Annotated in this window: 20 protein-coding genes; 18 read left to right on the forward strand and 2 right to left on the reverse strand. The window is 63.7% G+C overall.

The genetic code is table 11. The features are described from left to right. Nucleotides 1-2 precede the first annotated feature (2 nt). The 4 genes from fecC (at nt 3) to ACLH0H_RS19110 (ending at nt 3,439) form a co-directional block, all read left to right on the forward strand. Entirely contained in the window at nt 3-992 is a 990-nt protein-coding gene (fecC, locus tag ACLH0H_RS19095; RefSeq protein ID WP_411379191.1) for an iron-dicitrate ABC transporter permease FecC, read from the forward strand. Further along, a complete protein-coding gene (locus tag ACLH0H_RS19100) occupies nt 989-1,957 on the forward strand; it encodes an iron chelate uptake ABC transporter family permease subunit (RefSeq protein ID WP_411379192.1) in 969 nt (322 codons plus the stop codon). Before fecC ends, ACLH0H_RS19100 begins: the two co-directional genes overlap by 4 nt. A 4-nt stretch (nt 1,958-1,961) precedes the next feature. Beyond that, the gene (gene fecE / locus ACLH0H_RS19105) at nt 1,962-2,750 is read left to right on the forward strand and encodes a Fe(3+) dicitrate ABC transporter ATP-binding protein FecE (RefSeq protein WP_411379193.1); all 789 of its coding nucleotides are present in this window, start codon (nt 1,962-1,964) and stop codon (nt 2,748-2,750) included. A gap of 74 nt (nt 2,751-2,824) precedes the next feature. Beyond that, entirely contained in the window at nt 2,825-3,439 is a 615-nt protein-coding gene (locus tag ACLH0H_RS19110) for a TetR/AcrR family transcriptional regulator (protein WP_307391433.1), read from the forward strand. Nucleotides 3,440-3,586: 147 nt separating this feature from the next. Here the strand turns inward: ACLH0H_RS19110 and ACLH0H_RS19115 are convergent, their stop codons facing one another. After that, nucleotides 3,587-6,337: a glycoside hydrolase family 3 C-terminal domain-containing protein gene (locus ACLH0H_RS19115; RefSeq protein ID WP_411379194.1), complete on the reverse strand. Its 2,751-nt coding sequence runs from the start codon at nt 6,335-6,337 to the stop codon at nt 3,587-3,589. Between the two features lie 511 nt (nt 6,338-6,848). Here ACLH0H_RS19115 and ACLH0H_RS19120 point away from each other — a divergent pair. The 14 genes from ACLH0H_RS19120 (at nt 6,849) to ACLH0H_RS19185 (ending at nt 18,659) form a co-directional block, all read left to right on the forward strand. Beyond that, nucleotides 6,849-7,073: a hypothetical protein gene (locus ACLH0H_RS19120; RefSeq protein ID WP_411379195.1), complete on the forward strand. Its 225-nt coding sequence runs from the start codon at nt 6,849-6,851 to the stop codon at nt 7,071-7,073. A 153-nt stretch (nt 7,074-7,226) separates the two neighbouring features. Further along, complete coding sequence (gene gspE, locus ACLH0H_RS19125) at nt 7,227-8,957, forward strand: type II secretion system ATPase GspE (protein ID WP_411379196.1); 1,731 nt, start codon at nt 7,227-7,229, stop codon at nt 8,955-8,957. Further along, nucleotides 8,954-10,156, forward strand: coding sequence for a type II secretion system inner membrane protein GspF (gene gspF / locus ACLH0H_RS19130; RefSeq protein WP_411379197.1), 1,203 nt, complete (start codon nt 8,954-8,956; stop codon nt 10,154-10,156). Before gspE ends, gspF begins: the two co-directional genes overlap by 4 nt. 20 nt (nt 10,157-10,176) lie before the next feature. Further along, nucleotides 10,177-10,602, forward strand: coding sequence for a type II secretion system major pseudopilin GspG (gene gspG, locus ACLH0H_RS19135; protein ID WP_411379198.1), 426 nt, complete (start codon nt 10,177-10,179; stop codon nt 10,600-10,602). A gap of 9 nt (nt 10,603-10,611) precedes the next feature. Further along, nucleotides 10,612-11,043 carry a Tfp pilus assembly protein FimT/FimU gene (locus ACLH0H_RS19140; protein ID WP_411379199.1) on the forward strand — a complete coding sequence of 144 codons (432 nt, stop codon included), beginning with the start codon at nt 10,612-10,614 and terminating at the stop codon, nt 11,041-11,043. Beyond that, nucleotides 11,040-11,402 carry a prepilin-type N-terminal cleavage/methylation domain-containing protein gene (locus ACLH0H_RS19145; protein WP_186694792.1) on the forward strand — a complete coding sequence of 121 codons (363 nt, stop codon included), beginning with the start codon at nt 11,040-11,042 and terminating at the stop codon, nt 11,400-11,402. Before ACLH0H_RS19140 ends, ACLH0H_RS19145 begins: the two co-directional genes overlap by 4 nt. Further along, nucleotides 11,399-12,028, forward strand: a complete 630-nt coding sequence (locus ACLH0H_RS19150; RefSeq protein ID WP_411379200.1) for a prepilin-type N-terminal cleavage/methylation domain-containing protein — start codon at nt 11,399-11,401, stop codon at nt 12,026-12,028. Before ACLH0H_RS19145 ends, ACLH0H_RS19150 begins: the two co-directional genes overlap by 4 nt. Beyond that, nucleotides 12,025-12,750: a type II secretion system minor pseudopilin GspK gene (locus ACLH0H_RS19155; RefSeq protein ID WP_411379201.1), complete on the forward strand. Its 726-nt coding sequence runs from the start codon at nt 12,025-12,027 to the stop codon at nt 12,748-12,750. The genes ACLH0H_RS19150 and ACLH0H_RS19155 overlap by 4 nt, the downstream gene beginning before the upstream one ends. Beyond that, a complete protein-coding gene (locus tag ACLH0H_RS19160) occupies nt 12,747-13,790 on the forward strand; it encodes a type II secretion system protein GspL (protein ID WP_411379202.1) in 1,044 nt (347 codons plus the stop codon). The genes ACLH0H_RS19155 and ACLH0H_RS19160 overlap by 4 nt, the downstream gene beginning before the upstream one ends. After that, the gene (gene gspM / locus ACLH0H_RS19165; protein WP_411379203.1) at nt 13,765-14,376 is read left to right on the forward strand and encodes a type II secretion system protein GspM; all 612 of its coding nucleotides are present in this window, start codon (nt 13,765-13,767) and stop codon (nt 14,374-14,376) included. Before ACLH0H_RS19160 ends, gspM begins: the two co-directional genes overlap by 26 nt. Next, on the forward strand, nt 14,373-14,897 hold the full coding sequence (locus ACLH0H_RS19170) for a hypothetical protein (RefSeq protein ID WP_411379204.1): 525 nt from the start codon (nt 14,373-14,375) through the stop codon (nt 14,895-14,897). The genes gspM and ACLH0H_RS19170 overlap by 4 nt, the downstream gene beginning before the upstream one ends. Next, the gene (gspD, locus tag ACLH0H_RS19175) at nt 14,894-17,113 is read left to right on the forward strand and encodes a type II secretion system secretin GspD (RefSeq protein ID WP_411379205.1); all 2,220 of its coding nucleotides are present in this window, start codon (nt 14,894-14,896) and stop codon (nt 17,111-17,113) included. The genes ACLH0H_RS19170 and gspD overlap by 4 nt, the downstream gene beginning before the upstream one ends. Before the next feature lie 370 nt (nt 17,114-17,483). Beyond that, nucleotides 17,484-17,876 (forward strand): DUF4398 domain-containing protein, encoded by a 393-nt coding sequence (locus ACLH0H_RS19180; protein WP_307391463.1) that lies wholly within the window; start codon nt 17,484-17,486, stop codon nt 17,874-17,876. 9 nt (nt 17,877-17,885) lie between these two features. Further along, nucleotides 17,886-18,659 (forward strand): OmpA family protein, encoded by a 774-nt coding sequence (locus tag ACLH0H_RS19185; protein WP_411379206.1) that lies wholly within the window; start codon nt 17,886-17,888, stop codon nt 18,657-18,659. Between the two features lie 6 nt (nt 18,660-18,665). Here the strand turns inward: ACLH0H_RS19185 and ACLH0H_RS19190 are convergent, their stop codons facing one another. Continuing rightward, nucleotides 18,666-20,126 (reverse strand): aldehyde dehydrogenase family protein, encoded by a 1,461-nt coding sequence (locus ACLH0H_RS19190; protein ID WP_411379207.1) that lies wholly within the window; start codon nt 20,124-20,126, stop codon nt 18,666-18,668. Nucleotides 20,127-20,234 lie beyond the last annotated feature (108 nt).

Here is a 20,234-nt window from a genome sequence, read left to right on the forward strand (position 1 = left end):
GCATGGGACGCGGTTTCGCGGCGGCGGGCATTGTGATGCTGGGCGCTTTGCTGTTCTGGCTCTCGTTGTCGAGCTGGTCACCGTTCACGATCACGGCGACGGACGCCTGGAATGGGCTGGTGCATCAGGGCAGCGTGGGCGGCAACCGGGCGTATATCGTCGCCCAGCTGCGTGTGCCCCGTGCCCTGTGTGCCGCGCTGGTCGGCGCCTGCCTGGGCCTGGCCGGCGCGTTGATGCAGGGCATCACGCGCAACCGCCTGGCCTCGCCGTCCCTGTTTGGCGTGACCGCTGGCGCGGCGCTGGGGTTGGCCTTGTTTTCGACCGGCCTGGTCGCGCCGCCGTTTGCCGGGGGCGCATTGCTGATGACATGCCTGGGCGGCGCGCTGGCCTGGGTCACGGTATTCAGCCTCGGTGGTGCCTGGTCGCCGACCACGGCCCAGGGGCGCCTGGTATTGGCCGGCGTTGCCGTGGCGGCGTTATGCGCGGCCTTGACCCGGCTCACGGTGATCCTGGTCGAGGCCCAGGCGCAAAGTGTGCTGAACTGGCTCGCCGGTTCCCTGGCCAATGCCGGCGCCGCGCAGGTGCAACTGCTCTGGCCCTGCACCCTGATCGGCGGGCTGTGGGCACTCTGGTGTGCGCCACGCTTGAACCTGATCAACCTCGGCGAAGACGCCGCGCGCTCCTTGGGCGTGGGCATCGCCAGCCTGCGGTTGCAGGTGTTTATCGCGAGTTTGTTGCTGGTGGGGGCGAGTGTCTGCGCGGTAGGGCCGATCGGGTTTGTCGGCTTGATTGCGCCGAATATCCTTCGTCAGTTTCTGGGCAATGACTACCGCTGGCTGGTGCCGCTGAGCGCGGCATTGGGCGCTGTGATTGTGCTGGGCGCCGACCTGCTCAGCCGCGCCGTGGCCTTTCCGGTGGAGACGCCGGCGGGTGTGGTCACCGCGTTAATCGGCGCACCGTTTTTCCTGTTTCTTGCCAGGCGTGCCCTATGATCCGCCCACGACTGCGCCTCTGGCTGCTGCTGGGTCTGCTGGCGCTGGCGACGTTGATCAGCCTCAGCGCCGGCACGCTCTGGCTCGCGCCCGACACCGTCTTCGACCGCCTGCTGGCCCACGACGCGCTGGACTTCGAGGTGTGGAACCACCGCCTGCCACGCAGCCTGATCGCCATCCTCGCCGGTGCAGCCTTCGGCCTGGCCGGGGCGATTGTGCAGGGGGTGATCCGCAACCCGCTGGCGTCGCCGGAAATCCTCGGCGTAACCCAGGGCGCCGGTCTGGCGCTGACCGTGGCGATCATCGGTTGGCCGCACTTGCCGATTGCCTGGCTGCCGCTGGTGGCCTGCCTGGGCGGGGCCGGTGGCGCGTTGTTGCTGGCGTTGTACAACACCGGCGTGAGTTTTTCCGGGGTGCGCTTTGCGCTGTCCGGGGTGGCGATTGCGGTGGCCCTGTCCAGCGTTACCGAGTTTCTGATCCTGTCCCATCCGCTGGATATCAACACCGCCTTGCTCGCGCTGACGGGGAGCCTGTGGAGCCGCAACTGGCACCATGTGCTGCTGGTGTTGCCGTTCCTGGTGCTGATCCCCGCAGGCCTGTGCCTGGCCAAGCCGCTGAACCTGATCGCCCTCGGTGACGAAGCGGCCCACAGCCTCGGCACTGCGCTGGGCCGTACACGCTGGCTGGCGATGGCCTGCGCGGTGCTGCTCACCAGCCTGGGCGTTGGGGTGATCGGGCCGATCGGCTTTATCGGCCTGGTCGCGCCACACATGGCGCGCCGCTTGGTGGGCGGGCATCACCAGTACCTGCTGCCGGCCGCGATGCTGATCGGCGCGCTGCTGCTGGTGCTGGCCGATACGCTGGGGCGCACGTTGATCGCGCCCAGCGAAATCCCCGCGGGGGTGCTCACGGCGGTGATTGGCGCGCCGTATTTTCTTTGGTTGCTGGCACGGTTCAAGGGCTGATGACATGAGTATTCTCCACGCACGGCAACTCGACATCGGCTACGGCGCCACGCGCATCGTGCAGGACCTGTCGTTCGCGCCGCCAGCGGGTAAGGTCACTGCGTTGATCGGCCCCAATGGCTGCGGCAAATCCACCTTGCTTAAGGCATTTGCGCGCATCCTCAAGCCGACCCAGGGCGAATTGACCCTGGATGGTCAGGCCTACGCCAGCCTGTCCGCGCGCGAACTGGCGCGGCAGATCGCGTTTTTGCCCCAAGTGCTGCCAGTGCCGGAAGGCGTCAGCGTGCGCCAGTTGGTCGCCTATGGTCGCAGCCCGCATAACTCTCTGTGGGGACGTTTGAGTGGCAATGATCAATCCCACGTGACCCAGGCCATGCAACGTCTGGAACTGGACAGCCTGGCCGAGCGCGCGCTGGCCGACCTGTCCGGCGGCCAGCGCCAGCGCGCCTGGCTGGCGATGGTGCTGGCGCAGAACGCGCCGATCGTGTTGCTGGATGAACCCACCACCTACCTCGATATCAGTCACCAGGTTGAACTGCTCGACCTGATGGGCGAACTGGCTGCGGAAGGCAAGACCGTGATCACCGTGCTCCACGATATCAACCAGGCTTGTCGCTACGCCGACCATCTGGCGGTGATGCACGGCGGCAAGCTGGTGGCCGATGGTGCGCCGGCGCAAGTCATCAGTGCCGGGTTGATGCGCCAGGTATTTGATGTTCAGGTGCAAGTGATGCAGGAGCCGATCGCCGGCACGCCGATGTGCCTGGTGGAAAAAAGCACCCGCGCTCACTGAGGGGTCTTCAATCCTTTATTTGCGGCTCAGGGGCAATTTGGATACGGTGCAAGCTTGCCCACAAGGACGTCCCCATGAAAGAACCCGCCCCCAAGACCCGTCGCGCCCCCAAAGGTGAAAAACGCCGTGAAGAGTTGCTGGATGCGGCCTTGCAGGTGTTTTCCCTGGAAGGTTACAGCAGTGCCTCGATGGCCCAGGTAGCGGCAATTGTCGGTATTTCGGTAGCCGGCCTGTTGCACCACTTTCCCAGCAAGATTTCCTTGTTGATGGGCGTGTTGCAGCGTCGCGACGAGGTTAACCAGCGGATTGCCGATGAGGTGCGGGCCGAGAAATCGCTGTCCGGCCTGCTGGGCAGCCTGAGGGCGATTAACCGTTCGAACGCCACTGCGCCAGGGGTAGTGCGGGCCTTTACCATCCTGAATGCGGAAAGTCTGCTCGATACGCATCCGGCCTGGGATTGGTTCCAGTCACGGTATGCGGCGATTCATCAGCGCATGCAGGCGCAATTTGCCGACCTGGTGGCTGCGGGGGAAGTGCGCGGTGACGTGGACATCGCCGGGCTGGTGCAGGAAATCCTGGCCATGATGGATGGCCTGCAGATCCAGTGGTTGCGCTTTCCCGAACAGGTGGACCTGGTGGCGCGGTTCGATAGTTATATTGCGCGGGTCGAGGCGGCGATCAGGACCTGAGTTGCCCCTGCAGGCAACTGATGTATGAAGATCCAAATGTGGGAGCAGGCTTGCCTGCGATAACGGTGAGTCAGGCATCAAATGTGCCGACTGAAACTCCGCTATCGCGGGCAAGCCCGCTCCCACAAAAACCACTCTTCTTACCTGTTAGTTACCGGTAGCACTGCCCTGGCTGCTGTCATCGCTCATGTCATAGCCATCACCGTCGCTGGTGCCGCTGTCACCTTCATTCTGGTGCAGCACGCCGCCGGTCTTCACCGTCGAGTCACGCAACGTCGAATTGAGCGCCGAGCGCGGCAACGGGTTGCTGGTGGTGGTCGACAGTTCCTGGCGGAACGGGTTGACCAACTTGGCGTTCAGGCGAATATCCTGGGACGACGCGCCCACGGACAGGTTGAAGCTGTCTGCATCCACCACCCATTGCTTGCTCGCCACGTCGTAGTAGGCCAGCGAGCGATCGTTGAGTTCGATGGTCACGCGCTTGCTCTCGCCAGGTTTGAGGAACACCTTCTTGTAGCCCTTGAGCTCCTTGATCGCGCGCTCGACTTTCGGGCTGGCCTGGCCCACGTACAACTCGGCCACTTCGGCGCCCGCCACCTTGCCGGTGTTGGTCAGGTCGAACGACACCTTGATCGGCGCACCCGCCACTGCCACGCCTGGGCTCACCTTGATGTTGCTGTAGCCGAAGGTGGTGTACGACAAGCCGTACCCGAACGGGTAGAGCGGCTTGATGCCTTTCTTCTCGTAGCCGCGGTAGCCTAGGAACAGGTCGTCCTTGTAGCTCATCTCGGCCAGGGTTTCCTGGTTGTCGAATTTCGGGAAGGTCGCGTAGATCGGGTTGTCTTCGATGTTGCGTTCGATGCTGATCGGCAGCTTGGCCGACGGGTTGACCTTGCCCAGCAGGATTTCCGCCAGGGCCTGGCCGCCGTTCTGGCCAGGGTAGAACGCATGCAACGCGGCCGGTACCTGATCGATCCAGTCGCTCATCTTCAAGCCGGTGCCGCCGTGCAGGGTGACCACGGTGTTCGGGTTGACCTTGGCGATGCTCTGGATCAGCAGGTTCTGGTACTCCGGCAGGTCGAAACTGTGGTCGAAGCCTTCGCCTTCGTATTCATTGCTGTTACCGGCGGCAACCAATACCGCGTCGTACTTGGCCAGGTCCTGTGGCGCAACCAGCGAAGCCCAGCTCATTTGCACGCCGACCAGGCCGCCCATGGTCGAGAGGTAGCCGTTGCGACGCGAATATTCCAGCTTGATGTCGACGGGTTTGCCGGCCTCCAGATTGACCTTGGCGAACACCGGGATGGTCGGCGGGATGCTGTTGTTCGGCAGCGGTTTGCCGTCGCCGTTGTCGAGGACTTTCTGGCCGTTGACGTAAAGGCGCACCGCACCGTCGGCGCGGACCTTGAATACCTGTTCACCGCTGACGGTCGGGGTGATCTGGCCGCTGTAGCGAATCGAGGTGGCGGCGGTATCACCGTTCACCGGCAGGCTGTCGGTGGACCAGTCGAGGTCGACATGGGCGTCGGTGCGGCTGGCGGCCGGATCACCGGACCAGTTGCTGTTGCTGAAGAACTCGGTCTTCAGGCCTTTGACAGGGTTGCCATTGCTGTCGGCATGGCTCCAGGTTGAGGTGGCCGGGTCCAGGGACAGCCCGTCAATGAACTCGACCTTGGCGCCCGGCGCCAGTTGCTGCAAACCGCTCAGTTCACTGATGTAGTTGGCGGCCATCACGTTGGCACTGCCAAAACCGGTGGGCGGCGCGTACTTGGCCAGCGTGCCGACCACGGCGATGCGCTTGACCTTCTTCGCATCCAGCGGCAGCAGGCTATTCTGGTTCTTCAGCAGCACGATGCCTTCGCGGGCGGCGTTCAGCGCCACACGGTTACTGGTGGCGCTGTTCATGTTGTGGCTGGTCAACGGCGCCTTGCTGTCGAACTTGTACAGGTAGATCTGCTTGAGAATGCGCCGCACCTTGTCATCGATGGTCGCGCTGCTCAGTTCGCCACTGTCCAGGTACGGCTTGAGCACCGTGCTGTTCATCTGGTAGCCCATCATGTCCAGGTCGGTGCCGGCCTGTGCCGCCGGCAGACCGTTGACCACCGCGTTGTAGTCGCTCTGCACGAAGCCCGGGTAGCCCCATTCGGTCTTCAGGATGTCGCGCATCAGGTGCTTGTTCTGGCAGGCGAACTCACCGTTCACCTTCTGGAACGCGCACATCATCATCGCGACCTTGCTGTTCTTCGAGGCGGACTCGAACGGCGGCAGGGTCATCTCGCGCAGCACGCGCTCGCTGATGATTTCATCAAGGTGGAAGCGGTTGCTTTCCTGGTCGTTGGCGGCGAAATGCTTGGCGTTGGCCCACACCCCGCGTGACTGGATCCCATTGATCACCGCCGGCGCCAGGCTGGCGCCGAGGAACGGGTCTTCACCGGATAGATACTCGAACGCGCGACCGCTGTACGGCATGCGATACAGGTTGACGCCTGGGCCTGTGACGAACTGATAACCACCGCTGGCGGTGTCATAGCCCAAGGCCCGGCCCAGGTCGATGGCGCGGCGCGGGTTCCAGCTGGCGGCCAGGTTCGGCCCGGACGGGTACACCACGCCCTGCGCGTTACCTTCGCTGGTGTAGCGCACGCCCACGCCGCCGTCGGCGCCATGAATCTGCGGGACGCCGTACTGGGTCAACGGCTTGACATCCCAACCACCGGTGCCGCCGATGTAGGCGAGTTTCTCCTCCATGGTCATCTTCGCCAGGGTTTTATCCGCGGCCTTTTCCGCGCGGCTCACGCGGCCCTCATCCAGAGCGGGGCTGGTTGCCGCATGCACCTGGGACACGGCCAGCGCCAACAGGGCGAATGCCGACTGGGCACCGATCATTTTACGTTTATTCATGGGTCTCTCCGACAACTGTTCAGTAAACGTGGTGCGCCGAGAAGTGTGGATTTCTGTGCGCGCTCGTCACTTTTTTCTGGGCAATAGTTGCCCGTGATCGCAATTTTTAACCGATGGCTAATTGCAACTATTGGGCGAATTTCGCAGTTTTAAAAGTTTAGTAATTATATTGATTGTTATTGTACGTAATGCCTATTTGATATCGCTTGATGGCATTTTTAAATCGTAAAAACCGCATAATTAAGGCAATTCTTGCGGGTATAAGTCAAACGAAAGCTAATTTTTGCGTAAAATAAGAAATAATTTCTTACGTGCTGGAACTATCTCTAAACCTATCAGTCGATTGGTTTAAGAAAATTTGTCGAGTCGTGGCTAAGTAGTGGCATTGCTCGGTGGTTCTAAAGTGCCATGTCTTACACAGGCTGTAATACACAACGCTTTGGTGTAGGGTCTTGAGCGAGTTCAAGGCGCCACTTGAGTGATCTGCTGTTTTTTGATCTGGAGAACGTTGATGAAGATTTCCCTGTTGGGTGCCGGTTTTGTACTGAGCGTTGCGCTAAGCGGCGCGGCAATGGCGGCTGAGTCCACGGACGCTGATGCCACATCCGGGGCCGCCGATTCCACAGTGTTGACCCAGGCCCACGATGCCAAGGCGGCTAAAAAGCAGAAGGCCGAAACCACCAAGGGTGGCCGGCCGTTGAACGGCAGCCAGGAAGCCCCCAAAACCGCTAACTAACGGTCAACGCGGTCCCATGTGGGAGCGGGCTTGCTCGCGAAGGCGGAGTGTCAGCCAGCACATTCAGTGGCTGATCCACCGCTTTCGCGAGCAAGCCCGCTCCCACAAGTGTTCCCACAACCCCTTGTAACATCGCCCCTCAGATTTTTACCCATGCCCAGCCCCTCAACGCCCCTCGACGCCTGCCAACTGCACATCCCGCACACCGAACAGGTGTGCGCGTGGCTGATGCAACACGCCGGCTTGAAAACCGTTGACCTGGAGCGCGCCCGACGCCTGTCCCAGGAAGGCGGTGACACCGAGTTGCTCGGCCTGCTCACCCGGTTGGGGTTGGTCTCCGAAGTGGAACTGGCCCGAGCCTGGGCTGATTTGCTCGGCGCACCGCTGTTGCTGGCCGATGCCGCGCCACCGTTGCTGGACCCATTACCCTTGCTGACCGAACGCTTCATGCGCCACTACCAGGTGGTGCCCGCGGGCTGGAGTCAGGGGGGGCTGCGGGTGCTGGCGGCCAACCCGTCGCTGGTGTACCCGTTCCAGGCCATCGCTTATGCCTGCGGCGTGCCGGTGTGGCTGGCCATCGGCCCGCGCAATGAAGTCGAGACCCTGATCGAGCGCTACTACGGCCAGGGCCGCTCGGCCATGGGCACCCTGATCGAAAACCTCGACGAGCAGGGCGGGGCGCTGGAAGACATCGAGCACCTCAAGGACATGGCCTCCGAAGCCCCGGTGATTCGCCTGGTCAACCTGATCCTGCAACGAGCAGTGGAACATCGCGCCTCGGACATTCATATCGAACCGTTCGAAAACCAGCTCAAGGTGCGCTACCGCATCGACGGTGTATTGCACGAAGCCGAGGCGCCGCCGTCCAGCTCGTCGGCAGCGGTGATTTCACGGGTGAAGATCATGGCGCGCCTGGACATCGCCGAGCGGCGCTTGCCCCAGGACGGCCGGATCATGCTGCGCATCCAGGGCAAGGAACTCGACTTGCGCGTGTCCACGGTGCCCACCAGTTTCGGCGAATCGGTGGTCATGCGTTTGCTTGATCGCCAGACCGTGAGCTTCGACTTCCAGAGCCTGGGCTTTGACGGCCAGCGCCTCGAAACCTTTCTGAACGTGTTGGAACGCCCCCACGGCATCCTGCTCGTTACCGGGCCCACCGGCTCGGGCAAAACCACCACCCTGTACACCGCGTTGTCGCGCCTCAATACCGCCGAGCGCAAGATCATCACCGTCGAAGACCCGGTGGAATATCAACTGGAAGGCATCAACCAGATCCAGGTCAAGCCGGCCATCGGCCTGGACTTTGCCGGCGCGCTGCGCTCCATCGTGCGCCAGGACCCGGACGTGATCATGATCGGCGAAATCCGCGACCTGGAAACCTGCCGCATCGCTATCCAATCATCCCTCACTGGCCACCTGGTGCTGTCGACCCTGCACACCAACAGCGCGGCAGCGAGTATCACGCGCTTGCTGGATATGGGCGTCGAAAGCTACCTGATTGCCTCGACGGTCAACGGCATCCTGGCCCAGCGCCTGGTGCGGCGCCTTGACCCGGCCACCCGCGAAGCCTTTGAAGCGCCGCCGCAACTGATCGCCGAACACGGCCTGGACCGGTTTACCGACCAGCGTCCGATCATGCTCTATCGACCCCGCGCCGATGCACCGGGCGGTGGATACCATGGCCGTAGCGCAATCACCGAACTGCTGGTGATGAACGAAGAACTGCGCAGCCTGTTGATGCGCCAGGCCGACGCCGCGACCTTGGAGCAGGCTGCCCGTCGTGGTGGCCTGCGCACCTTGCATGAAGAGGGTCTGCGCCAAGCCGTGGAGGGCGTCACGTCACTTGAAGAAGTGCTGCGCGTCACCCGTGGGGAGGGCGCGTGAGCCTGTTCAAATACCGCGCGCTCGACAGCCAGGGCCAGGCGCAAAACGGCACCCTGGAAGCCCGGGACCAGGACGCCGCCGTCGCCGCGCTGCACAAGCGCGGTCTGCTGTTATTGCAGATCGATGCAGCGGGCGCCCAAGGGTTGCGCAAGGCCTTTGGCCGGGGTCAATTGAACGGCGCGGCGCTGGTCAGTTTTACCCAGCAATTGGCAACGTTGCTGGGCGCCGGCCAACCGCTGGAACGCTCCCTGGGGATTTTGCTCAAGCAGCCCGGCCAGCCGCAAACCCGTGCGTTGATCGAACGTATTCGCGAACACGTAAAAGCCGGTCAGCCCTTGTCCAAGGCGCTGGAAGAGGAGGGCAGCCAGTTTTCGCCGTTATACCTGAGCATGGTGCGTGCCGGCGAGGCGGGTGGCGCGCTGGAAGACACCCTGCGCCAGCTCAGCGACTATCTGGAACGCAGCCAGTTACTCAGGGGCGAAGTGATCAATGCGCTGATCTATCCGGCATTCCTGGTGGTGGGCGTGCTCGGTTCGCTGGCCCTGTTGCTGGCTTACGTGGTGCCGCAGTTCGTGCCGATCTTCAAGGACCTGGGCGTGCCCATCCCGCTGATCACCGAAGTGATCCTGGCGCTCGGCCAATTCCTCGGTGCCTATGGCCTGGCCGTGCTGGCGGGCTTGATCGTGACGATCTGGGCACTCGCCGCACGCCTGCGCGACCCCCAACGCCGGGAAAAACATGACCGCCGCCTCCTCGGTATTCGCCTCATCGGGCCGCTGCTGCAACGGGTCGAAGCCGCTCGGTTGGCGCGCACCCTGGGCACCTTGCTCAGCAACGGCGTGGCGCTGCTGCAAGCCTTGGTCATCGCCCGACAGGTCTGCACCAACCGCGCCCTGCAGGCGCAGGTTGCCCAGGCCGCCGAGTCCGTCAAGGGCGGCGGCACCCTGGCCAGCGCCTTCGGTGCCCAGCCGCTGCTGCCTGACCTGGCCCTGCAAATGATTGAAGTCGGCGAACAGGCCGGCGAACTCGACAGCATGCTGCTCAAGGTCGCCGACGTGTTCGACGTCGAAGCCAAACGCGGCATCGACCGCCTGCTCGCCGCGCTGGTGCCGTCCCTGACCGTGATCATGGCGGTGCTGGTGGCGGTGATCATGCTGGCGATCATGCTGCCGTTGATGAGCCTGACCAGCAATATATGAACCCTCAAGGACCCACACCCATGCGCCATACCCGATTCAAGCCCGCCCGCCGCCAGGGCGGTTTTACCCTGTTGGAAATGCTCGCGGTGATCGTACTGCTGGGCATCGTCGCCACCATCGTGGTGCGTCAGGTCGGCGGCAACGTGGACAAGGGCAAATACGGCGCGGGCAAGGCGCAACTGGCCAGCCTGAGCATGAAAATCGAAAGCTACGGACTGGACGTTGGCTCGCCGCCCAAGACCCTGCAACAGCTGGTCGACAAGCCCGGCAACAGTGCCGACTGGGCCGGGCCGTACGCCAAGCCGTCCGACCTCAAAGACCCGTTCGGCCATGCCTTTGGCTATCGCTTCCCGGGTGAACACGGCGCCTTTGACCTGATCTTCTACGGCCAGGACGGCCAGCCCGGCGGCGAAGGCTACAGCGCCGACCTGGGCAACTGGGAATAACCCGCGACCATGATCAGCCCCCAACGCGGCTTTACCTTGCTGGAAATGCTGGTGGTGATCGTCTTGATCAGCATCGCGGCCGGGTTGGTGGGGATTGGTCTGCAACAAGGCTTGCGCGCCGCGACAGAGCGCCAGGCCGTCGGGCAGATGGTCGAGGCACTGCGCAGCACGCGGGCACGGGCGATCATCAGCGGCCGTACCGAAAGAACCCTGTTTGACCTGCGTGCGCTGAGCTTCCAGGCGCCGGGTCGACCGTTGAAACACTGGCCGGCCGGGCTGCAAGTGACCCTGCACACCGCCGAGCACGCAGGCTCTGCGGTTGAGTTTTACGCCGATGGCAGTTCCACCGGCGGCAACCTGCTGCTGGCCAATGGCAGCCGGCGTTGGCGCATCGATATCGGTTGGCTGACCGGCAGCGTGCAGTCCAAGGCTCTGCCATGAGGCGCCAAAGCGGTTTCACGCTGCTGGAGATGCTCGCCGCGCTGACGCTCATGGCGATTTGCAGCAGCGTGCTGCTGGTTGCTTTCGGCCAAAGCGCGCGCTCGCTGTTGCAGGTGGCCCACAGCGACCGGCTTAGTCATGCCGCCGTCAGTGTGATGGATCAGGAAGCGTCGGGGCCTCTGGCGGCGGGTGTGCGCAGCGGCCAGTTGGACGGCATCGACTGGCAACTGCGCATCGCCCTGCAACCCACGCGCATCGGTCAGCCACACTTGTTTCGCCTCGACCTGACGGTCAGCGAGGGGCCGCGCCACGCCAGTTTCAGCACCTTGAAACTGCGTGCGGCAGGGGCCGGTTTGTGAAGCGCCGTCAGCAGGGCTTCACCCTGCTCGAAATCATGATCGTGCTGAGTCTGCTCGGCGTGTTACTGACCCTGGTCGGCGGCGCGTTGCTGGGCGCCAATCGTGCGGTGCTCAAGGCGCAGCGCTACACGGTGAGCCTGGATGAAATGCGCGCCGCGCAACAGTTTTTGCGCACTTCCATCAGTGAGGCGTTGCCCCTGGATGTCACCGAGGACGACAGTCAGACCGATGGCTTTTTCGCCGGCAGCGCGCAGCGCATGCAGTTTGTCGCGACCTTGCCAGGGGTGCTCGGTGGCGGGATTCAGCGCTTCACCCTGCAGTTGACCGGCCCCGAGGCGCAACGCGATTTGCAGGTCGCGTTCGCGCGCTTTGAGCCCCAGGCGCAGGTCAGCGTGCCAGCATCGCGCGGCGAACCGCAGGTATTGCTCAAAAACGTTGAGGAGCTGCAGTTCAGCTATCGCGGCGTGTCGCCCAAGGGCCAGGCCACCGGCTGGATCAACGAGTGGCCGTGGAGCAAGCGCCTGCCCTACGCGGTGCGCATTGACGCACGGGTGAACGGGCCGGTGCCGTGGGTCACCCAAGTGGTTGCGTTGCGCCTGAACCTGTCGGGCGGGGCACCGGAATGATCAGGCATCAGCGTGGTGTCGCGCTGTTGCTGGTGCTGTGGGTGCTGGCCCTGCTCAGTCTGTTGCTGGGCGGCCTGGCCGGCTGGGTGCAACTGGAAACCCGCCAGGCGGCCTGGCACCGCCAGCACACCCAGGCGGTGCTGGCCGCCGAGGCGGGTGTGGCGCTGGCCATGCAGGCACTGGCCGACCCGTTGCAGCGCAAGCAGTGGGTGGCTGACGGGCGAGAAATCCGCTTGGTGTTCGACGATGCCCAGCTGCAGGTGAGCCTGCACAGCGAGCGCGGCAAGTTGTATTTGAATAGCGCCCAGGTGGCGGATTTCGCCCGCCTGGCCCTGGCCTGCGGCGCGACCCAGGCCCAGGCCAATCAACTCGCCAGGGCCCTGGAACAGCGCCGCAACCAGGGCCTGGCGCCGTTCCGGGTGGTGGAAGAAGTACGGCAATTGCCGGGCATGACCCAGGCGCTATACAGCGCCCTAGTGCCCGAGATCAGCCTGTGGAGTGGGCTGGACCGGCCCGATCCGGCCTTCGCCAGCCCGTTAATGCGTCGCGCGCTGAACCTGGCGCATCAGAGCGCAGTGGGCGCCGACGCCGGTGATGTGCTGGTCATCGGCAGCCGCGCACAACGGCCCGGCGGCTACCACGCCCACGTGCAAGCCACGGTCTTATTGAGCCCCGCGCAAGGCAGCGCCCAACCTTATCGAGTCTTACGTTGGCAAGAATGAACGAACAGCTATCCGCACGCCTGCAGTTGCTGGCGCAGCCCATCGCGCAACGCTGGCGCGGCAGCCTGCTGCAACTGGGATGGCGGCTGTGGCTCAAGGAATTGCGTGGTTGCCTGCCGGTGTGGTTATTGCCAGACGATCTCCCCGAGCAGGTCTATCGCTGGCCGTTGACCGCGCCCGTGGAAAAACGCCCTGGCCCCGCGCGTCAGGTGCTGCTGCTGGCGCCCGGCGCGGTGCTGATGCAAACCCTGCAACTGCCCCCGGCCGCCGCGCGCAACCTGTCCACGGTGGTGGGCTATGAACTGGACCGCTTTACCCCGTTTGATCCCGACCAGCTGTATTTTGTCGCGCGTCAGGAGCATCGCACCCCCACGCACTTGCAGGTGACACTGGTCGCGATCCTGCGCGAGCGCCTGGACCAGATGCTCAATGAGTGCGCGGCCCTGGGTTTGCATCCCCATGCGGTGGATGTGGACACAGGCGCAGGCACGCCCATGGGCATCGACTTGCTGCCGGTACCGTTGCGACCGCGTCAGCGACCGCAGGGCAAGGGCTTGCAACGCAGTTTGCCGTGGCTGTGCGGCGCCTTGCTGATTGCGGCGATGCTGCTGTGGCTCGAAGACCGCCAGCGTGTGCTCGACGCCATGCAGCACAGCGTACGCGAGCAAAAAGCCCAGGTCGCCGAGGTCCAGGCGCTGCGCCAGCAACTGCTCAATACCCGTGGCGCCGCCCACTACCTGATCCGCCGCAAGGCCGCCCAGCCGCCGTTGGCGGCGCTGCTCAACGAGCTGACCGCTTGCCTGCCGTCCGATACCTGGCTCGATCAGCTGGAAGTCAACGACGGCGCCGACGTGTCCTTCTCCGGGCAAAGCGCCAAGGCCAGTGCCCTGATCACCCGGATCAAGGCCTGCCACAGCCTGGAAAACGCCCAGTTCGAAGGGGTGATTCAACCCGACGCGCAAACCGGCAAGGATCAGTTTTCCTTGCGCGCCCACTTGCACCAGGAGACAGGCGATGCGCCGACCACTGACACCCCGTGAGCGCCGTGGCGCAGCCCTGATCGGCCTGGCCCTGGTGCTTGGCGCCGGTTATTGGCTGCTGGTCGACAGTTGGTTCGCCGGCCCCTTGCGCGCCATGGATGAGCAGGCCGAGCAGTTACGTGAACAGCAACAACGCTATGCCGGCGTATTGCGCCAGGGCGATAGCGTGCGCCAACAGTTGGAGCAAGCCCGCCAGGACCCGGCCAGCAGCACCAGCCTGTTGCCCGGTGATGACCCCAGCGCGGTCGCGGCGGACCTGATGCAACGCATCGCCGACCTGATCAACAGCCGCGCCGGCCTCGGTGGCGGCTGCAGCCTCACCCAGCGCATGCCCATCACCCCGGAACAGGACGACAGCGAGCCCTATCGCCAGGTCAAAGTCAGCCTGACCCTCAACTGCGCCATCGAACCCTTGACCGCGATTCTGCATGAGCTGGAATACCAGCGGCCGTTTCTGTTCATCGACGAACTGAGCATCCGCCGCCCGCCGAACGCACCCGCCACCGGCGGTGCCGGCCAGTTGATTGTGCATGTGCTGGTGCGCGGCTACCTGCAGCCGGCCGCCGCGCAGCAGGTGCGCCGATGATCAATGCATTGCGTCCCCTGGAGTGGCTGTTGCTTGGCATCGCCGGGCTGTTGGGCCTGTTGATGGTCGGCATCTTCAGCAGCATCGGCGATGCGCCGCAGTGGTTGCCGGCGCCCGCGCCGGATGCCCGCGCCAATGCTTCGGCCGCCGTGCTGATGGCCCCCGAGGCCACCCTGGAAAGCCTCGCGGGTACGTGGCAAACCCCGCTATTCAGCCCTGACCGCAGCCCTGATCGTACGGTCGGCCAGGCGTCTGTCTCCAGCCTGTCGAGCCTGACGCTGACCGGTATCGTCCTCGACGGCGACCTGCGTGTTGCGCTGCTCAAACGCGCGGACGGCCCGCCGCTGAAGGTTCATCAGAACCAGACCCTGCCCAACGGCTGGCGCCTGGAACAGCTCACGCCCCGCGAAGCCCGTTTTGTCCTCGACGGCCGCACGCAGACCCTGAGCCTGCGCGCGCCGCGTCTGCCGGCGCCGTCCACGACCCCCCCGATTACCCTTCCTCACGAGTCCGCCCCTTGATCGATACTTTCCCCGGCGCTTTGCGCACCACCGTGTTTTGTCTGGCTACCGCCGTTTCCCTCGGTGGCTGCGGGACATTCCCCGAGCATCTCGACCCGGACGAGGCGCTGTTGCACGAAGCGATGCAAGGCACCGGTTCCCAGCGCCCGCCGGTAGACCCGGCCAGCGAACGGGCGCCGGTCGACAGTGGCCAACCCCAGGCCAAGACGCCGCCCCAACGCCAATTGATTCGCGGTAGCCAGCAGTTCGTGCGCCCGCCCGTAGCGGTGCCGGCGATGAAGGAGGAGGGCAGCGGCGACATCGTGTTCAACTTCGCCGACCAGCCGATCGAGGCGGTGATCAACAGCGTGATGGGCGACTTGTTGCACGAGAACTACAGCATCGCCCAGGGCGTGAAAGGCAATGTCAGCTTTTCGACGTCCAAACCGGTGAACAAGCAGCAGGCCCTGTCGATTCTCGAAACCCTGCTGTCGTGGACGGACAACGCGATGATCAAACAGGGCAATCGCTACGTCATCCTGCCCGCAAACCAGGCGGTGGCGGGCAAGCTGGTGCCTGAAATGCGCGTGTCGCAACCCTCCAGTGGCCTGTCGGCGCGGCTGTTTCCGCTGCGCTATATCTCCGCCACCGAAATGCAGAAATTGCTCAAGCCGTTCGCCCGCGAGAATGCATTCTTGCTGGTGGACCCGGCGCGCAATGTACTGAGCCTGGCCGGTACTCCGGAGGAATTGGCCAACTACCAGGACACCATCGACACCTTCGATGTGGACTGGCTCAAGGGCATGTCGGTGGGCGTGTTCGGCCTGCAACGCGCCTCGGTGGCCGAGCTGATGCCCGAGCTGCAAAAAATGTTCGGCCCCGACAGCGGCATGCCCCTGGCGGGCATGGTGCGGTTCCTGCCGATCGAACGGACCAACTCAGTCGTCGCGATCTCGTCACAGCCGCAATACCTCAGCGAAGTGGGCGATTGGATCCATACCATCGACGAAGGCGGCGGCAACGAGCCGCAGATGTACGTCTACGATGTGCGCAATATGAAGGCCACCGACCTGGCCAGGTACCTGCGGCAAATCTACGGCACGGGCGCGATCAAGGACGATACTCCGGCCAAGGTCGCCCCCGGTTTGCGCACCGCGACGTTGTCTTCGCCCGGCACCAACAGCACCTCCGGCAGCACGCCCGGTGGCCTGAGTAACAACCTGAACAGCAACCAGCCGCCCGCCGAGGAGGAGCAGCAGGAGCCCGAAGCCGAGCAGGACAACCCCGAGCAGGGCACCACCGAAGACGCCCCGGCCAAGAGCCTCGACGCCGGCACTCGCATCACCGCGCAAAAAAGCAGTAACCAACTGTTGGTGCGCACCCGGCCGGTGCAATGGAAAGAGATCGAATCGGCGATCAAGCGCCTCGACAACCCACCACTGCAAGTGCAGATCGAGACGCGCATCCTCGAGGTCAAACTCACCGGCGAGCTGGACCTTGGCGTGCAATGGTACCTGGGCCGCCTGGCCGGTAATTCCAACAGCACCACCGTGGCCAACACCGCCGGTAGCCAAGGTGCGCTTGGCGCAGGCGGCGCAGGGTTGGGCGCGGCGGATTCGTTGTTCTATTCCTTCGTCAGCTCCAACCTGCAAGTGGCCTTGCACGCCCTGGAAACCAACGGCCGCACCCAGGTGCTGTCGGCGCCGTCGCTGGTGGTGATGAACAACCAGCCGGCGCAGATCCAGGTGGGCGACAACATTCCCATCAGCCAGACCACGGTCAACACCGGCACCTCCGACACGACGTTGAGCAGTGTCGAATATGTGCAGACCGGGGTGATACTGGACGTGGTGCCGCGTATCAATCCGGGCGGCCTGGTGTACATGGACATCCAGCAGCAAGTCAGCGATGCCCAGGACCCACCCAACAGCAATGACCCACAAACCAACCCGCGCATCTCCACGCGCTCGGTATCGACCCAGGTCGCGGTCCAGAGTGGCCAGACGGTGTTATTGGGCGGCTTGATCAAGCAGGACAATGCCGACAGCGTCAGTGCGGTGCCTTACCTTGGCAAGATTCCCGGGTTGCGCTGGTTGTTTGGCAATACCAGCAAATCCAAGGATCGCACCGAATTGATCGTGCTGATTACGCCAAGGGTCATCACCAGCAGCAGCCAGGCGCGGCAGGTGACGGATGATTATCGCCAGCAGATGCAGTTGCTGAAGCCCGCTCGGTAGATCACTTGTAGTGAGCGGGCTTGCCCCGCGCCGGGCTGCGCAGCAGCCCCAAAGTCAGCCTCTGCGCGGTGCCTGATACACCGCAGTGGCACATGGGGGCGCTTCGCACCCCAATGCGGGGCAAGCCCGCTCGCCACAGTAAGCCCGCTCGCCACAAGAATGCGGTCGCACCAGTTTCATTTCCTTATGAGCTTTTGTCGAAATTCGATTTCATGTTTCCTCTGGGAAAGATCCCACAACTAAGTGGGATTTTTCATTCTTCCTGCCCGTTTTTTTCTTCCTAGGATGGCGCGGTCGCTTGAACGCAAGCGAGACGGGGAGGCTGTTCCCATCAGCCCAAAGCCCTCAGTGAATGCTTAGGAGTCAAAACATGAAGATGACCAGTGTGAGCAAACGCCTGCGCCGCTCGGCCTGGGCCGTGATCGTCGCCGGTGCCTTGGCGGGGTGCGCCGCGACGCCGCCGCCTGCGGTAAAAATCTCCCTGGCCCGTGATTCGGTAGGACGTGCCCTGGCGGCACAAGCGACCCAGTTCGCCCCGCTGGAGATGAAGACCGCCCAAGACAAACTGGCGCGCATGGAGCAGGCCATCGGCGAAATGAATTACGTCGAAGTCGACGCTTTAGCCGACCAGATCGAAGCCGACGCCAGCCTGGCCGAAGCCAAGGCCACTGCCGTGCGTAAACAACAGGTCTTGAAGCAGGCGCGAGAGGGCATTCAGGTACTCAAGCAGGAAATGCTCAACGCCCCCGCGACTACCCACTGAGGATCCCCCATGCGTGCCACTTTAGTCATTCCCGTTCTTTCGGCCGTGGGCCTGGCGCTGGCCGGTTGCGCCACCCCTCCGGAAAATCCACAACTGCTGCAAGCGCGCAGCCAGTTCTCCAGCCTGCAGGAGAAACCCGAGTCCAACACCCTGGCGGCGGTCGAAACGCGCATCGCGTCCAACGCGCTGGACCGCGCCAACCAGGTGTCGCTGCACAGCCGTACCGACCCGAAGATCGACCAGCTCGCCTACCTGGCGACGCAGAAAATCGCCCTGGCCGAGCAGACCATCGTCAGCCGCAAGACCGACGCCCAACTCGATAACATCGCGGTCGACCGCACCCAGGTGCAGCTCGACGTGCGCACCGCGCAGCTCAAGGCGCTGCAAGCGATCAAAGCCCAGCCGACCGAGCGTGGCCAGGTCGTCACCTTTGGTGACGTGCTGTTCGATACCGGCAAGGCCGACCTGAAGCCGGGCAGCCAACGGGACTTGCAGGGGCTGGCGAACTTCCTGGTGCAGAACCCGGAACGTCAGGTCCGCGTAGAGGGCTTCACCGACAGCACCGGTGGCGATGCCTACAACCAGCGCTTGTCCGAGCTGCGTGCCCACGCAGTCGCCCGTGGCCTGCAACGCCTCGGTGTAGGGTTTGAACGTATGGCGGTGGTCGGCTACGGCAAGCAATTCCCGGTTGCCGACAACCTGAGCGCGCCGTCACGCCAGTTGAATCGCCGCGTGGAAGTCATCGTGTCCAACGACGCTTCGGCGGTCAGCGCGCGGCGTTAAGCGCACTCAGTCAAAGCCGATGATGGCTTTGGTTTCCAGGTATTCCTCAAAACCAAAGACACCGTACTCCCGGCCATTCCCCGAGCGCTTGTAGCCACCGAAGGGCGCCAGGGGATTCCAGGCCGGGTAGTTCAGGTGCACTTGCCCGGCCCGGATGCGCGACGCGACGGCACGTGCAAGGTCAAGGTCCTGCCCCTGAACATGGGCGCCCAGCCCGTAGACCGTGTCGTTGGCGATCGCGACCGCTTCATCGACCGTGTCATACGCAATGAGGCAGAGCACCGGGCCGAATATTTCCTCTTGGGCGATGCGCATGGCCGTGGTCACTTCAGAGAATACCGTCGGTCTTGCATAGAACCCCTTTGCAAAATCCGGCGCGCGTCCGGGCCCACCGCACAGCAGTTTTGCCCCTTCATCGAGACCTGCCTGGATCATCGCTTGAACGCGATTGAATTGTGCTTCGTTGGCTATCGGGCCCAATTGGGTCGCCTCCAATTGCGGTTCACCGACGATCAGTGCATTCGCAGTCTGCGCCGCCAGGGCTTCGACCTCTGCCAGGCGGTTCCGGGGCACGATCATCCGGGTCGGCGCGCTGCACGACTGCCCGACGTTGCGAAACGCCGACAGCACGCCCAGCGGCACGGCCTTGGCGAAGTCTGCGTCGGGCAACAGCACGTTCGGCGACTTGCCGCCCAACTCCTGTGTGACCCGCTTCACGGTCGTGGCGGCGGCCTGCGCAACCAGCGCACCGGCGCGGTTCGAGCCGGTGATGGAAATCATATCGATGTCCGGGTGGGCCGCGATGGCAGCGCCCACTTCCGGGCCGCTGCCGTTGACCAGGTTGAACACGCCGGGCGGCACGCCTGCGTCGTGCAGCAGTTGTGCAAAAAGCAGGGCGCTCAGGGGCGACAGTTCACTGGGTTTCAAGACGACGGTGCACCCGGCGGCGATGGCCGGTGCGACTTTTGCGGTGATCTGGTACAGCGGCCAGTTCCAGGGCGTGATCAGGCCGCACACCCCGATGGGCTCGCGTTCAATCGCAGTACCGTTCTCAACCGTGCGAAAGCGATAGCTGGACAACAGGTCATGTGCAACGCGAACGTGTTCGGCCGCCAGCGGCACCTGCATGGCTCGCGCAAAACCGATGGCGGCACCCATCTCGAGCGAAATGGCCTGCGCCAGTGCTTCTTTGCGCTCAAGGATCAGCTCATGGATTTTCCCGATGACGTGCGCGCGCGACTCGACGGAGCGAGCAGACCACTCAGGGAACGCTGCACGCGCCGCCGCGACCGCGCGGTCCACATCCTCGGCCGAGCCGCGCGCCACCTGCGCCACCACCTCTTCAGTGGCCGGGTTGACCACCGGCAAACTGGCCGGGACGGCAGGGTTCGTCCAACGGCCGTTGATGTAAAACTGCTGGGACGTTGGCAGATCAACGCTGTCGCTATTCGAAGAGTGTGTGGTCATCCAACGGGCTCCTTGGAGCGGTGATAAGCGCTGCGAACAGCGGGGCCGGGCGTCTGGATACGCTAACAAAACCACCCAGGCGAAAGATGCCGTAGTTCAAGCCTGCAA

The organism is Pseudomonas sp. MPB26 (assembly GCF_046605355.1).
Taxonomy (GTDB): Bacteria; Pseudomonadota; Gammaproteobacteria; order Pseudomonadales; family Pseudomonadaceae; genus Aquipseudomonas; species Aquipseudomonas cedrina.

Excerpts from the sequence above, each read along its gene's own strand:
- ACLH0H_RS19115 (WP_411379194.1), bottom strand. The coding sequence starts at position 6,337 with ATGAATAAACGTAAAATGATCGGTGCCCAGTCGGCATTCGCCCTGTTG.
- gspE (WP_411379196.1), top strand. The coding sequence starts at position 7,227 with ATGCCCAGCCCCTCAACGCCCCTCGACGCCTGCCAACTGCACATCCCG.
- ACLH0H_RS19120 (WP_411379195.1), top strand. The coding sequence starts at position 6,849 with ATGAAGATTTCCCTGTTGGGTGCCGGTTTTGTACTGAGCGTTGCGCTA.
- fecC (WP_411379191.1), top strand. The coding sequence starts at position 3 with ATGGGACGCGGTTTCGCGGCGGCGGGCATTGTGATGCTGGGCGCTTTG.
- ACLH0H_RS19160 (WP_411379202.1), top strand. The coding sequence starts at position 12,747 with ATGAACGAACAGCTATCCGCACGCCTGCAGTTGCTGGCGCAGCCCATC.
- ACLH0H_RS19140 (WP_411379199.1), top strand. The coding sequence starts at position 10,612 with ATGATCAGCCCCCAACGCGGCTTTACCTTGCTGGAAATGCTGGTGGTG.
- ACLH0H_RS19155 (WP_411379201.1), top strand. The coding sequence starts at position 12,025 with ATGATCAGGCATCAGCGTGGTGTCGCGCTGTTGCTGGTGCTGTGGGTG.
- fecE (WP_411379193.1), top strand. The coding sequence starts at position 1,962 with ATGAGTATTCTCCACGCACGGCAACTCGACATCGGCTACGGCGCCACG.
- ACLH0H_RS19170 (WP_411379204.1), top strand. The coding sequence starts at position 14,373 with ATGATCAATGCATTGCGTCCCCTGGAGTGGCTGTTGCTTGGCATCGCC.
- ACLH0H_RS19180 (WP_307391463.1), top strand. The coding sequence starts at position 17,484 with ATGAAGATGACCAGTGTGAGCAAACGCCTGCGCCGCTCGGCCTGGGCC.
- gspG (WP_411379198.1), top strand. The coding sequence starts at position 10,177 with ATGCGCCATACCCGATTCAAGCCCGCCCGCCGCCAGGGCGGTTTTACC.
- gspM (WP_411379203.1), top strand. The coding sequence starts at position 13,765 with ATGCGCCGACCACTGACACCCCGTGAGCGCCGTGGCGCAGCCCTGATC.
- ACLH0H_RS19145 (WP_186694792.1), top strand. The coding sequence starts at position 11,040 with ATGAGGCGCCAAAGCGGTTTCACGCTGCTGGAGATGCTCGCCGCGCTG.
- ACLH0H_RS19110 (WP_307391433.1), top strand. The coding sequence starts at position 2,825 with ATGAAAGAACCCGCCCCCAAGACCCGTCGCGCCCCCAAAGGTGAAAAA.
- ACLH0H_RS19190 (WP_411379207.1), bottom strand. The coding sequence starts at position 20,126 with ATGACCACACACTCTTCGAATAGCGACAGCGTTGATCTGCCAACGTCC.
- ACLH0H_RS19185 (WP_411379206.1), top strand. The coding sequence starts at position 17,886 with ATGCGTGCCACTTTAGTCATTCCCGTTCTTTCGGCCGTGGGCCTGGCG.
- ACLH0H_RS19100 (WP_411379192.1), top strand. The coding sequence starts at position 989 with ATGATCCGCCCACGACTGCGCCTCTGGCTGCTGCTGGGTCTGCTGGCG.